Below are 13683 nucleotides of genomic sequence, written 5' to 3'. Positions count from 1 at the left end.
TTTTTTAAATCTTAGATAACTGTATCTAATGCTCTTAGTTTTAATCCTATTCTAGCACATTTTTATCAAAAAAAATTTTATTACACTATAAAAATTTAAAATACTCACTGATTCGAAATATTTTCCTATTAAATCATCATGGGCTCATCAGTCGGTTCAATCTCTTCAAAGTCTAAAACGATTTGATCCAACATTTTTTGCGTCTTTTTTATTTTCACGATATTCTCATCGAAAAGTTTTTTTGATGCAGGAAAAGCTTCAGACAGCTCTTGATAAATGAGTATACGTCCTCCGAAATGGCGATTAAACTCATCAAATGCCGAACGTAAGTACTCTTTTGATGTTGTGTGGCGAAACAGCGCTTTAATCATTTTTTTGCGCTCTTTGATAGGAATCGATTCATCGATAGCTTCCGCTACCCGCTTAATATCAAGACGTGAAAAATAAACTCCGCTATGATAAGGGGCAAGGAGCTTATCCGCTAATTCATCTACAAAACTCGGAACCGGTTCATCATCGGTTGTACTCTCTTCATTTCCGGTCTCACAACTTCCACTGTCGCATTTTTCCCGTATAAACTCATCAAACTCAGCTTTAAGATCACTAAAATCATTTGTTTTCATCTTGTTTCTCCTGTAGTTAAATCGTAAAAATAGTGACACTGTGAACGCATTGCGATATCATCCACAAAATCGTCTCGATCCGCATAGCGTTCTAATGCCCTCGTCATAATCAAATCCCCTATCAATTTTCCCTCACGTATCATAATACAATCGCAATAGCCGCTCTCCAAAGCCTCAATAGAGGCTTCATCTACCAATGAAAGTGCCTCTTCTTGGTATTCGCTTCCAATGACAGCACCATTGAGCTTGGAACTGCGCATTTGAGATATCGTAAAGGCGACATCATCGACTCGGATATTCATCGGAATCATCATCGCGTCACACCCGTTCTCTTTATAAAGTTTATTAAGTGTGACCGAAAAGCGGCTACTATGAGCTTCTTCAGCAATATATCCGTACAGCTTTGTCTCAGATGTTATTGTATTATCGTTATTCATCATTTATTTAATCCCCATAATTCCAAAGCTTCTTCCTCTTCGAGTTGACAGCGGCGGCAAATCTTTTCCCCTCTGACCGAGCTAAAAAGAGCATCACACTCATCGCACCTGCAGACGAGATAGGTGATGAGATTTTGCACAGCAGGTTCAAACCACTCCCTGAGATTGTACGACGTTGAAACACTGATTGCATCACTCTCACAAACATCATGACAGAGATGGCATTTGACACACAAAAACGGGTCAAAATCGATCTTCGAATTGCGCATGTCAGAGGTAAGTGCTGCCGTAGGACAAATACGATAGCACATCTGACACGCGGTACATTTTGTCTCATCCATAATCTTTTGAGAGGTAAAAGTAATCATCTGAGCATCGACGACGTGAAACTGGGCTGGTTTTTCTACCCTTTTCAATGCCGTAAAAAAAAGTTTCCGCCGATCGGTGATTTTTTTCGTACGCAGCGCTTGGGTGTGGGAGCTGTCAATACTCGCTTCGATAAACTCATCGGTAGACCTTTGTACCTCTTTTTCAAAATCGTGCTTGGCTTTTGCAATCCCACGCAAATGGAACGTTTTAAAAAAATCTCTCCGATCTTTAGGTTCATCCGCTTCAGTACTACTGTACGCGATTGCTTCACACACGACACTCCTCTCAACCTCTATCGCTTCAAGGAGATAATTTGCACCTTTAACTCTCTCTTCCATAATCTCAAGCACATAAGAGCCGATATCGCAACTACTGCAATGCCCGATATCGAGAACCAATCCTTTTTTAAGACTGCAGAGTGAGATTAAATGCTCACTCGAGAGAGCTGCAATACAGGGGATATTCTTTTGGCACGAAACAACACCCTCTTCCTCGGTTATAAATGAAAAGAAAAACTCAGTCGGATTAAAATCATCCAATACTAATGCTTCACTCGGACACACCGCCACACAACCCGAACACCCGACGCAAAGGGATTGATTGATGGATGGAAGTCGACCGCTGAGAGCAATAGCACTCGTCGGACAGCTCTCAGCACAATGAGAGCAGAGTGAGTTGACACTAAGTGCACGAACACATTGCCCGGGTGAAAGCTGTAGTAGACTCACGCTTGAACCAGAGCGCTCAATGTTTCATTATCAGAGAGGATAAATTCTAAAGCCATCTCTGCCGTATCATAATAAAGAGGAGTACGCGATTCATATTTCATGTTGATGAGATACATAGGTGCCCAGCGAAGTAAATGGGTATTCAAAAACTGATGTTGCACACGAATCAACTCTTGAATCGCTTCATGATCACTCTCTTCCATCGCTTTAAGCTGTGCTTCACATAAGTGATGCATAAACTCCATCTCAATGCCTATATGGTCCGCAGAAACGACACGTGCAACCTCATAATCGACTAGAAAATCGTATGCACTATAGATGTCAGTCACCGGATTGGCACCGCCTGTTTCAATCATTTGGTCAGGGCGTGTATAAAAGGTTTCATACGGAACCAGGTGGAGCAGTGAGAGGTTAGTAAAATCGGGATTCAAATACTCTTCCAAAAGCTGTTGTGCTTCGATATTTTTACGAGGTTCCCAATCACGCCAATGGGGCATAAATTCTAAAACCGTTTCGTCATTGCGAAGAATTTCTAAACGCTCCACATCCAACTCTTGAAGTAATATTCGTGATAATAACGCATATAAATTACTGCGTGCGATAATTTCATCCATTCGTAAAAACCTTTAATAAAGTAGCGTGATTGTAACTTATGTGGCTGAAAAGCGTATAAGAGGTGTTAGGTTATAAGGCTATATCAAGCCTTACGACTTGATATTAACCTCATACACCGATGGATCGAGATTGACCCATGGGCGTTTGATATGGCGAGGACGTCGAAGTGTTGAGTTTGAATCCAACCCACGCGTCAATGTATCTCTCCACGCTTGATATACTTTAAGGTTATTATCGTAATTAACGAAAATATCCCCGATTTTATCTCCCACTTGTGCCGGTTCAAGAAGAACCTTATGGTGCCAGCAGTGCATACCTGAAACCGGATCCGGGTGTGGAGCCGCAACGGCATTTTGCCATGAGCCTGAGAGTCCATCCCACCAGATATTGCCCGAATCTCGGTTATACTCAGCAAAGCGTTCCGTATGGAAAGGTTTGATCCCCTCGACGTATTTGAGTTTACCCACTTTACCGTCCATTTGAATCTCGGCAACCGGAACCCCAAAGCTGTTAAGCCCGGTTGTCCCCTCATAATCATCAATAATACTTTGACCACCTACTTTTCCGACATTTGCCGGTGATTCTTTTAGGAACTCTTTATTTCCTAAATCACGAGGTGCTGCCCCCGGCGCTACTTTACCATCACTCACCCCGTTAGGGATCGTAACTGCATTGGTCAGTTTCCAACGTCCGCCATGGTGTGAACATGCGAGTGTTCCGGGTAGGACACCCTCTGTCGGAACCGCCATAGCAACGAAATGCCCGCTCTCTAATCCTGAAACGGTATCAACAATTTTAACACGAATCGCATCACCGCGTTTGAAACCAAGACGCTTAGCATCGCCCGTACTTATCCAAATCGGGTCATGATTTTGGCTGATCTCCATAAGGTGTTTCGAGTTTGCTGAACGGGTGTGAATATTATATGGCAAACGGAATACCGTATTGAGCGCAAACGAGTTCTCTTCCGTCATATATTTGTGGTTAACATGAGAAACCAAGTGAACATATTCATTTTTTTCCTCATCATTACGTGGATAGAACGGCATAGCATACTCTCTCCACTTCCAATCGGTAGCCCACTGCGTATAAAACTCAAGCTTTTTGGTGAGGGTTGCAAACCCTTCCATTTTCTTACCGTCGATTTCAACACCAATCGCCTTGGTTTTACCATGATGATCTTGAGCAGAAATAACACCGCCTGCACCGATACTCATCGTTGAAGCAGCAAATTTATGCCCGTGTGAGATCACTTCGCCCTCTTCCATTTTAAGTTCGCGTTCCATGGCATGGTAAATTTTGTCCTCTTCCATCCAGAAACCGTAATCACGGAGGTACGAATAAACAGGGAATTCTTCGTTCATGTAGCGAGGATCGTTGGTTGCCGTCTCTTTGAGTTTCGGCAAATTATCACCGAACGCCGCATCGTACCACTCTGCAATCGTAACGGTTTTCCCCGGATGACGTTTAGATTCCCACATTTTTCGAACACCGAGAGAGCCGTCTGGATCGATATAATCGGTACAGAGTTGGAACCAGAACTCATTCTCTTCCCATACTTCACCCAAACCGGCTTTGATATGGGCTTCAAGAGTTGCACGGGCAGGATTTTTAGGTTTCCAGCCCGATTTTTCCAACGCTACACGCAATACCGGTTGACGGAATGTCGACCAGCGAGCCGGAAAAGTTGCTTCAGAGTGTTGGTCATGTCGCTCACCCGCAAGCCCGACAGGGAGAACGTAGTCCATGTACCAGTTGGTCTCTGACCACACCGGAGAGAGATTCATGGTAAGTTCCATTTTTGACTCATCTTTAAGTACTTCGATCCAACGGAACCCATCCGGATTAATCCATACCGGATTATACATACGCGGAATCCAAACCGCGAGTTTACTCGGTACGTTTAATCCTCTATCATTCCATTTTTTCTGCCATGCTGTATCACTCAGCAAATGTGGAAGAAGGTAGGAAAGTTCATACGTTGATAACGGCCATTCCGGTGGCCATGTCAGTTCATTCCACGTTTTAACTTTCGGTACATCGGCACCGGAAATCCCTTGACCTACGGTTGAGCTTCCCCCTTTACCCGAAACGGAAATAACATGCCAGTGGTGGAAGAATGTTCCCCCCTCTGTTCCGATAGCTCCACGAAGACCGATACAGAAATAGGCCGCACGTCCGCCCATCCATGCCCCACGGTTACCCGCAGCCGCTGCACGCCAGATATAGGTAGAGATTGCATCGCCTGCCCAAATAAACATCTCATACAATTTTTCGAGTTTATATGCCGGAACATGGGTCTCTTTAACCGCGTAATCAAGTGTATACGGAGCATACATATCTTTTAAAAGTTCCATATAACTCTCAAAACTACGATCTGCCGGGAGTTTGTTTATTTGTCCTTTTTCAAGCATAAAGTTTAAATGCTCTGAATCGTTCATCAACGTTTCCCAGTTGAACCATTTTTTCACAAATTTTTTGTCGGTCATATTTTCATTGAGAATACGGTTTGCCAAATAGAGATAAATCGCCGCTTCCGTCCCCGGCCATGCCGCGATCCACAGATCGGACATCCCCGCAGAGTTCGACATACGAGGATCCATTACTACCATCTTCGCACCCTTTTTTCGGGCATCGGCGATAAAGGCAGCCGATTGTGCAAAATAGTGTCCTGCATCCGCGGCATGAGACGAGTTCAAGAAAATGAGTTTCGCATTGGCCCAGTCCGGACTGGTACGATCATCATTTGCTGTCCAAATCGTCGGAGTACGACCATTCGAAGAACAGATATTCGTATGAGAGTTATACGAATCAAGGCCCAATGTTTCCCACACTTGAGGAACGAAACCGTTTTCATTTGGACGACCTACATGATACATACAAAGCTTACGAGAGAGGGGATCATCGGTTTTACGAAGGGTATCTCCGATTTTTTTCCCGATGGTCGTCATCGCTTCATCCCATGTAGTACGAATCCATTTACCCTCACCACGTTTTGAACCCGGAGCACGTTTGAGGGGAAACGGGATACGATCCGGATCGTACATTTGCGATTGAACCGCATACCCTTTCGCACAGTTACGTCCGCGTGAACCTGTATGGAATGGGTTACCCATATATTTTTTAACGGTAAATGTCTTTTTGTCGATCCATGCCGTCAAACCACATGAGGCTTCACAGTTCGAACATGCCGTCGGAACGATCATATAGTCATTGACATAGATACCGTCCGGATTCTCTTCACTCTGTACCCCGTGACGATCAATACCGCCGCGCTTCCAGTCTACACCGTCAAGCTCCTGGAAACTGTTCCACTGATCTTGAGGAGGATAGAATGAAAGGCTATCGGGGGTATTGGTAAATTTACTCGCTTTGACTGACTCAGCGGCAGCATCTGTTGAAAATACTCCCTTTGCGATAGCAGCACCCGCTACGGTGAGCGCGGTCCCTTTTAAAAATGTTCTTCTACTTTCTAAATACATCATAATTAATCCTCTTTAGCTCATTGGTAACAGTTGAGGAATAACTAACCATACATGTTTAGTTACCCACAAACCGATCAATGCTGTTACTGCAGCAATTTTCAGTAAATAATACGATTGGTTTTTAATGCTCAAGCATACAAGAATCATCGGAACAATGAATGCCATAACTTGACCGATCCAGAACATAACGGTGTATTCGCCGCCTTTAACATAATGCAATACTGCCGCCACTTCTTCAGCTTTCATGGATCCGAAGATCAGTTCCGCCATATAAAGGATAAATGCCGCCGCCGCACTAAGGCCTAAAATAATCGCAAGATCTCTTTTGATAAGATCTGAGAATTTATTTCCCCCTAGTAAGATCATGGCAGAAGTACCGGCTAATAGCGCGGCTAAAATCATTTGTGCCGATTCTGTCGGCATTTGCCACAATTCACGTGCCGTCGATTGTGCCATGAGCCCTGCGGTATACAATGTAACCGGTACCGCAAGAAGTACAGTCCACCCGAGAAGTTTGTCATACAGTGCTTCATCTTTTTTCATGTAGATCGCGTATGCCATACCAAACAGCAATCCAACGAAACCTGTCGCCATCCAAGCACCGATCGTAATCGCCGATGTCAAATGAGGATAGAAGAAAATGTGCCAAAAACGGAACATTTGATGCAAATCGATCACTGTAAAAAATAAGAAAATATGGATGAATACAATCGAAATCGCTACAATCGGAAAACGGATAAATCCGGTTTGCTCAGGGTATTTTTTCAATAAGAAAAAGCCGAGAAAAATAATACCGGTACCGATACTTTTTGCCCACATGTTCATTGTAATAATCCAACCCCATACGATTCCCGGAAGAGCAACGTCAAGAGTTACAACCGCATTGGTTGCCGCTATTGTTTCGTGTACCATTAGTGCCCTCCTATCGGGAGATGAGTAAGTTTATTAAAGAGGTTGTGGCCCTCACCGCGGAAAGATGCTAGTGGGTTCAACGTTACGTTACCGCCACCGACGTAATAGTGGTGCGGATCTGTCCCTTTTTCCGGTTTACGGACTTGAACGTTGCCCTGGTGGGATTGGATATATTTGCTGATGCTTGACATCGGATCATCTAAATCACCGAAGATATTGGCTTCAACCGGACACGCGACTACACATGAGGGCATCATGCTGCTGGCAATACGGTGAGCACAATAGGTACATTTATCCGCCGTTTGGGTTTGCGGGTCGATGTAAATCGCACCGTATGGACATGCCATAACACAACCGGCACAGCCGATACAGCGTTCTTTATCAATATTAACGATACCGTTCTCAAGATAGTGCAATGCACTTACCGGACAAATACGTTCACACGGTGCATTTGCACAATGATTACAGCGAAGCGGTGTAAAGGTCCGTTTCGTCTCCGGGAATGTTCCCACATCAACATATTTGACACGTAGACGCCATGTACTAAGCGGAACTTCGTTTTCCACTTTACATGCGATCTCACAGCCCTTACACCCCATGCAAAGGCGAAGGTCTACCAAGAAACCCAATTGCATATATTCTCCTTATTCCTGATTCACGTAAGTGCCATTCATGTCATAAGCAACATGAATAATCTTTATTTGATGCCGTGATTACAGGCATTTGACGGCATTTCTGCTGGGTTGATAGTAGCTAAATTAGGTTTAACCGAAACTAAAAGGAAACCCATTTTTGCTATAACTTTTTGATATGTAACCGTTTGGAAATTTTTCCCGCGAAGGGGAATGAAAGAATAAGAAAGGTTTATTTATCTAATCTGCAGCGAACCGATGCTTCATGCGCACCCAATCCTTCCGTATGGGCAATCAACGCACACGCTTCGCCGATTTCATTGATCGCTTGGCGTGAAAAAGAGATAATAGAAGATTTTTTCATAAAGTTCTCTACCCCAAGCGGAGAGTAAAATTTAGCCGTCCCTCCGGTAGGGAGAGTATGATTCGGGCCTGCGACATAATCACCGATTGCTTCCGGCGTATAATGACCCAAGAAAATTGCTCCGGCATGTTTGATAGAGGGTAAAAGGGCAAACGGGTTATCCGTTGCTACTTCAAGATGCTCAGGGGCAATTTCATTCATCAGTCTCACCGCCTCTTCCATCGACTCGGTCACGATAATAGCGGCACGCTCCTCAATCGATTTACGGGCAATTTCTTCACGCGGAAGTTTTTTCAACCAATTTTCTACTTCAATTGCACAGGCTTTAGCAAATTTCTCTGATGGGGTAATCAAAATAGAACTCGCCATCTCATCATGTTCTGCCTGAGAGAGTAAATCAATCGCAATATGGACAGGATTCGCCGAATCATCCGCCAATACGCCGATCTCACTCGGCCCCGCGATCATATCGATATTCACTTCTCCGAAAACCATCTTTTTTGCCGTTGCGACGAAAATATTACCCGGACCCGTGATGACATCCACTTTAGGGATCGTCGCAGTTCCGTATGCCATTGCCGCAATCGCACTGGCACCGCCGACTTTAAATACTTCGCTCACACCGCATAAATGGCATGCCGCCAATAAAAGCTCATTCGGTTCATTATCGGGAGTCGGAGTCGTTACTACGATATGCTCTACCCCCGCAACTTGTGCAGGGATAACGTTCATCAGCAATGAACTCGGATACGCCGCTTTTCCTCCGGGGATATAAAGACCCGCACGATCGACAGGCGTCACTTTTTGCCCCAAAATTGTCCCGTTGGCTTCGGTATCAAACCAACTCTTCGGAAGCTGTTTCTCATGATAAGCGCGAATGCGGTCATACGCCAAATGCAAAGAGGCTTTCAGAGTAGGGTCTAATGCCTCATACGCTCGTTTCATATCACCCGTATCGATACGCAAGTCGGCACCGCACGAGGGATTCCATCGATCAAATTTAGAAATGTGCGTCATTAACGCAGCATCATCTTGGGATCGGATTTCATCGATAATTCCCTTAACAATCGAAGAGACATGCTCCATGTCCATTTTTCCCCGTCCTAGCAGTTCGCTAAAAACAGTAGTAAAGTTAGGTTCATTGGTATGAATAAGGGTCATTGATTATCCTTTTTACTTTTTCGTCGCACTTTTTTTGTACTCTTGTTTAACAATATCGAGAGCTTTTAGAAAATCTTCACCCTCTACCGCACCCATTATCGGTTCAAACATCGGTGATTTATCTTTAATAAACCATGTTGCAGGGGTTCCTTGCGTCATTAATGAGGGGGGAACCGTACCCTCATCTACAACCCCTTCGTAAGCAACAAAATCACGGTTTAATATCGCAACCACTTTTGGGTTTTTAAGGGTACCTTGCTTTAAAATATCGCACCATTTGCATCCGTTCTTCGTCACCAATACCATTAACGGTTTTTGCTCTTTAGAAGCTTTTTCAACGGCTACCGCAATATCTTTTTCCCATTTAACACCGGCTCCGAAAAGCGAAAGAGCTGCAAACATCATAATAAAAATAATTTTCATCATTTTATTTCACCTTTTTTAAAATCTCTTTAGCGATATCTGATATCTCTTTATTACTCACGTCAATAATAATATCTGCCGCTTTTTTATAAAGCGCCGAACGTTCATCGTAGAGTTTGATTGCTTTATCGATATCTTGGAACAAAGGACGTTTACGCAATTTTTTCTCTGCATCGGGATGGGCTAAAATACGGTTATGAATTGTCTCAAACGGAGCAGAGAGATAAACAACCGTGCCGATTTTAGAAAGATTAGGAACTTTAAAAAAACCGCCTCCCGTAGAAATCAAAGTTCCGCGTACCTCTTTTTGCAGCCACTGAGCCACTTTACGCTCCAATACGCGAAAGTACTCTTCTCCCTCTTCGGCGAAGATTTTTTTGATGCGACGGTTCTCCATACTTTCAATAATATCGTCAGTATCTAAAGCAACTAAATCAGACTGCTTGACAATCTCACGTGCAACGGAACCTTTACCGACTCCCATAAAACCGATTAGAACAATGTTTTTCATAAATTCTCTACTGTTAGTTTATAATCATGCAATCATATCATGCGTTAACTTAGGAGTGCTTCTTGATACCTATAAACAATCTCTACACCTCCCTAGAACCGAATGAAAACAGCGAAGTTTTTACAACCCTGTTTCAAAACAATTCACTGAAAATCGAATCCATCCGATCATGGCTTAAAACACCGGGAGAACTTTACAATCAAGAAAAAGATGAATGGGTACTGCTTTTAGTAGGAGAAGCCAGGATGACGTTAAAAGATATTGAGGTAAATCTCCAAGCCGGAGATTATTGCTTTATCCCTCGTCATACCCCGCATCGGGTACTCTCAACGTCCAAAGATGCTCTTTGGCTAGGAGTTTTTAGCTCTTAAACTCATTAATGCGGGCAGAAAGGGATTGCGCTACCAACATCAGTTGGTTAGAATCGTTCTCAATCTGTTCAACACTTTTTTTATTTGCTTCCGAAACAACATTGATCTGTGAAATCTTCTCTATAATCCACTCAATATGCCCCACGACTTCAACCGAATCGTTGTAAGAGCGTTCCGCAACACTCACCGAGCGTTCCATTTCCGAAGAGGTAGCCGATATTTTTTCCTCTACTTCATTGGAAATAACGGTCAATTCATTCATATTTTTAGCGTTCTCACCCATTTTATCGCTCACATCGTTAATCGATTGGACAATCGTTCCGACACTGATTTCAATCTCGGTCAAACTTTTCTGCGTTCGTTCCGCCAATTTTCGCACCTCATCGGCAACAACGGCAAATCCGCGCCCGTGTTCTCCGGCACGTGCCGCTTCAATCGCGGCATTAAGGGCTAAAAGATTCGTTTGGTCGGCTATGTCTTTGATGACTCCTAATACATTTTTCACTTGATCCGCATCATTACGCAGCGCAATAAGCTGTGATGACATTTCATGTTCCGTTTCAATATACCCATCAACTTCACCGACAAGTCGATACAAAGCATCTTTAGCCGTTACTAACTCTCCATTTGCATTGGCAACATTACGCTGTGTTTGTTCCGAGATTGCGATTGCACCTGAGAGTATCTCTTTGATCGAATGGCTTTTTTGCGTTGTTGCTTCGACGATTTGTCTCTCTTGCTCCACACCGTTCGAAATCGTTCGTGTGGCTTCAGTAATCGTCGTAGCGATCATCGCATTTTGTTTTCCCAGATCTTTTACTTCATTTACCGTCTCTTGCACCATTGCAACAAAATTATTGACGGCAAGCGCCGCATCGGCAAACTCATCTTTTTTAACCACTTCAAGACGCTTCGTCAAATCTTTATCCCCGCTGACCAACGCACCGATACGGCTACGTAATCCCTCAAGCGGATTCAAAACCTCTCGACCGAAGAAAATGTTTAGTACGGATACAAATACAATAACGACAATACTCAAAGCTATGAGCAAAATAGTTTCGGTTTTACTGATTTCAGCATCATTTTTTTCTAATGAGATGACCAAATCCATGACTCCGAGAACATCACCGCTTTGAACATTCGTATGACAAGCAAGGCATCGATCCTCCGCAACAAGAGGCTGCAAGAGACGAATAGAGTGTTTTCCGTTCGTATTTTCAATCACTTGAGGTTGTTTGCTTTTAAAAATTTCTCGAATCAAAGGTTCATTGGTAAATTTTGTATCGGGTGCAAGCAATTCGATAACCGCTTGAGATTTCTCCACTTTTAACGCCTGAATACCCTCGATTTTTTGCGCATTCGTGATTGCTTCGGCAACGACTGCCGGATCTCCGGCAAGCATACTCCCCGAAAGCGTTTGAAAAATAGATTGACTGAGCATATTTAGAGAACGTTTTGCCGTTTCATTGGAAAATTCATGAAATGTAGTTGTTAAATACCAGTAAATTGTCCCTAATCCTAAAAAACTAAACAGTAACGTAGTAAAAATTATTTTTGATTTTACGGTATCGAACATATGTAAACCTCGCTGTTATAATTTGTGGAATTATTGTACCGTATATCGATCGCCTTTGCGCGGTAAATTTACAATTCCTTGTGCAGTTTCCATTTTAATCGGTAAATTCATCGGTCGACGCATCGAAATCGGATCTACCTTGCTAACACTAAAATGAAGATGCGGTCCGCTGCTGTACCCCGTATTACCGGAATATCCGATAAGATCACCTTGGGCAACTTTTTGTCCTATCACCGCAACGGCACCGTTTTGTTTTAAATGGTAATAGTTGCCCATGGTTCCGTCATTATGTTCAATAATGACATAATTGGCATATTTGCGATACTCTGCACTTGCCCCTCCGACATTGCTACTCCCTTCCGACCCCACGACAATACCTTCCCGTGCCGCATAAATCGGTGTCCCTACGGGGATAGGAAAATCAACCGCATAGGCAGACAATCCTTTATGCGACGTCTCCCCGTGATATCCTTGAGAAACTTCAACATTTATACCTTTTGAAAAAGGGAGTTTATACAGATATCTATCTTCATGTATGGCAAAAGCCGATCCTCTCACCCATCCATACGATGAGCGATAATCGACCCCTCCGGAAGTGATACGAGAGAGTTCTAGCACTCTCTTTTTACTTTTCCCCGGAATCTCGATAAATAAAGGAATTTTTCCGGAAGGTTTGAGATTGCTCAAAAATTCAAAATCAATACTCATCGTCACCGTATAGGGATTAAGATTTTCAGCCTCAAACTCATATCCGCCCACACCGTTAGACTCTGCACTTAAGAGGACACTGTTACGTGAGCCGATTTGCGCAGTTTTCTTCACTTTGTAGGCTTCAGAGCGTTTCAAGATTCGCAAATGTTCTTCATACGCTTGTTCCTGTTCAATAGCGATTTGAATACTCTTTTCTTCCAATGCCTGTTCATCGCACAAAATTTCCATACTTTTAATGGAATGATGCGGATAATACTGGCGGTAAAATGCGATTACTTCAGAGCGGATACGAGGGTGATGCAGAGGTTCTAAAGGGAGCGTCACCAAATCCTCAAAACTCTGTTTGTCCTTTTGAGCCATTGCCGTGGTCAACGATTTACGGTAAAGAACCTCTATCGATTCTTTGGTTCGTGCGAGTTCTCTCAACTCTTTAAGATAGCTATTTAATACCTCTTTATCGACCTCTCTAGCACCTGAAAGTTTCTTCCCCGTATTTAACGTTGTTTCCACTCTGTTCAAAAAATCATGTAACAAACTTTGATTCGGTTCCATCACCGGTTTTTGACTTAATTTTTCAATCGAAGCCGTACTTTTTTGGAGCGGCACAACAAGGGTATCAAAAAGCAATGGCGTCACTACGGCAAACACCATTTTGCTCCCGATCATTAGTAAACCGATGATACGCACCAAATATCCCTCTTTTTTTTAATTCTAACATTATTGCTCTAAGGCTATAATATCGTCACATTTTAACAGTGGGGTAAA

At 43.3% G+C, this 13683-nt stretch carries 13 protein-coding genes; 1 reads left to right on the top strand and 12 read right to left on the bottom strand.

Translation table 11 applies throughout. The features are described 5' to 3' along the window. Positions 1-128: 128 nt before the first annotated feature. The 10 genes from RMO68_RS10240 to RMO68_RS10195 form a co-directional block, all read right to left on the bottom strand. On the bottom strand, positions 129-623 hold the full coding sequence (locus tag RMO68_RS10240) for a hypothetical protein (protein ID WP_310440655.1): 495 nt from the start codon (positions 621-623) through the stop codon (positions 129-131). Continuing rightward, complete coding sequence (locus RMO68_RS10235; protein WP_310440654.1) at positions 620-1063, bottom strand: hypothetical protein; 444 nt, start codon at positions 1061-1063, stop codon at positions 620-622. Before RMO68_RS10235 ends, RMO68_RS10240 begins: the two co-directional genes overlap by 4 nt. Beyond that, positions 1060-2157: a 4Fe-4S binding protein gene (locus RMO68_RS10230; RefSeq protein ID WP_310440653.1), complete on the bottom strand. Its 1098-nt coding sequence runs from the start codon at positions 2155-2157 to the stop codon at positions 1060-1062. Before RMO68_RS10230 ends, RMO68_RS10235 begins: the two co-directional genes overlap by 4 nt. Next, positions 2154-2771, bottom strand: a complete 618-nt coding sequence (locus RMO68_RS10225; protein ID WP_310440652.1) for a molecular chaperone TorD family protein — start codon at positions 2769-2771, stop codon at positions 2154-2156. Before RMO68_RS10225 ends, RMO68_RS10230 begins: the two co-directional genes overlap by 4 nt. 90 nt (positions 2772-2861) lie before the next feature. Then, positions 2862-6254 carry a molybdopterin-dependent oxidoreductase gene (locus RMO68_RS10220; protein WP_310440676.1) on the bottom strand — a complete coding sequence of 1131 codons (3393 nt, stop codon included), beginning with the start codon at positions 6252-6254 and terminating at the stop codon, positions 2862-2864. A gap of 15 nt (positions 6255-6269) precedes the next feature. Then, entirely contained in the window at positions 6270-7169 is a 900-nt protein-coding gene (gene nrfD, locus RMO68_RS10215) for an NrfD/PsrC family molybdoenzyme membrane anchor subunit (protein ID WP_310440651.1), read from the bottom strand. Then, positions 7169-7804 (bottom strand): 4Fe-4S dicluster domain-containing protein, encoded by a 636-nt coding sequence (locus RMO68_RS10210; protein ID WP_310440650.1) that lies wholly within the window; start codon positions 7802-7804, stop codon positions 7169-7171. Before RMO68_RS10210 ends, nrfD begins: the two co-directional genes overlap by 1 nt. A 229-nt stretch (positions 7805-8033) precedes the next feature. After that, entirely contained in the window at positions 8034-9326 is a 1293-nt protein-coding gene (gene hisD, locus RMO68_RS10205; protein WP_310440649.1) for a histidinol dehydrogenase, read from the bottom strand. Positions 9327-9338: 12 nt separating this feature from the next. Beyond that, positions 9339-9752 (bottom strand): thioredoxin family protein, encoded by a 414-nt coding sequence (locus RMO68_RS10200; protein ID WP_310440648.1) that lies wholly within the window; start codon positions 9750-9752, stop codon positions 9339-9341. Between the two features lies 1 nt (position 9753). After that, complete coding sequence (locus tag RMO68_RS10195; RefSeq protein WP_310440647.1) at positions 9754-10260, bottom strand: shikimate kinase; 507 nt, start codon at positions 10258-10260, stop codon at positions 9754-9756. 62 nt (positions 10261-10322) lie between these two features. On the opposite strand from RMO68_RS10195, the gene RMO68_RS10190 reads away from it, so the two are divergent. Further along, positions 10323-10631 (top strand): cupin domain-containing protein, encoded by a 309-nt coding sequence (locus RMO68_RS10190; protein ID WP_310440646.1) that lies wholly within the window; start codon positions 10323-10325, stop codon positions 10629-10631. Here RMO68_RS10190 and RMO68_RS10185 read toward each other — a convergent pair. Both RMO68_RS10185 and RMO68_RS10180 read right to left on the bottom strand, forming a co-directional pair. Next, a complete protein-coding gene (locus tag RMO68_RS10185) occupies positions 10621-12207 on the bottom strand; it encodes a methyl-accepting chemotaxis protein (protein WP_310440645.1) in 1587 nt (528 codons plus the stop codon). The two genes, RMO68_RS10190 and RMO68_RS10185, sit on opposite strands and share 11 nt — an antisense overlap. A 30-nt stretch (positions 12208-12237) precedes the next feature. After that, complete coding sequence (locus RMO68_RS10180; protein WP_310440644.1) at positions 12238-13605, bottom strand: M23 family metallopeptidase; 1368 nt, start codon at positions 13603-13605, stop codon at positions 12238-12240. Positions 13606-13683 lie beyond the last annotated feature (78 nt).

The sequence above is a fragment of the Sulfuricurvum sp. genome, from assembly GCF_031427015.1.
Classification (GTDB): Bacteria; Campylobacterota; Campylobacteria; order Campylobacterales; family Sulfurimonadaceae; genus Sulfuricurvum.
This window is presented reverse-complemented; position numbering and strand designations above follow the sequence as displayed.

Coding starts and splice junctions, on each gene's coding strand:
- RMO68_RS10185 (WP_310440645.1), bottom strand. CDS start 12,207: ATGTTCGATACCGTAAAATCAAAAATAATTTTTACTACGTTACTGTTT.
- nrfD (WP_310440651.1), bottom strand. CDS start 7,169: ATGGTACACGAAACAATAGCGGCAACCAATGCGGTTGTAACTCTTGAC.
- RMO68_RS10220 (WP_310440676.1), bottom strand. CDS start 6,254: ATGTATTTAGAAAGTAGAAGAACATTTTTAAAAGGGACCGCGCTCACC.
- RMO68_RS10225 (WP_310440652.1), bottom strand. CDS start 2,771: ATGGATGAAATTATCGCACGCAGTAATTTATATGCGTTATTATCACGA.
- RMO68_RS10200 (WP_310440648.1), bottom strand. CDS start 9,752: ATGATGAAAATTATTTTTATTATGATGTTTGCAGCTCTTTCGCTTTTC.
- RMO68_RS10235 (WP_310440654.1), bottom strand. CDS start 1,063: ATGATGAATAACGATAATACAATAACATCTGAGACAAAGCTGTACGGA.
- hisD (WP_310440649.1), bottom strand. CDS start 9,326: ATGACCCTTATTCATACCAATGAACCTAACTTTACTACTGTTTTTAGC.
- RMO68_RS10210 (WP_310440650.1), bottom strand. CDS start 7,804: ATGCAATTGGGTTTCTTGGTAGACCTTCGCCTTTGCATGGGGTGTAAG.
- RMO68_RS10195 (WP_310440647.1), bottom strand. CDS start 10,260: ATGAAAAACATTGTTCTAATCGGTTTTATGGGAGTCGGTAAAGGTTCC.
- RMO68_RS10240 (WP_310440655.1), bottom strand. CDS start 623: ATGAAAACAAATGATTTTAGTGATCTTAAAGCTGAGTTTGATGAGTTT.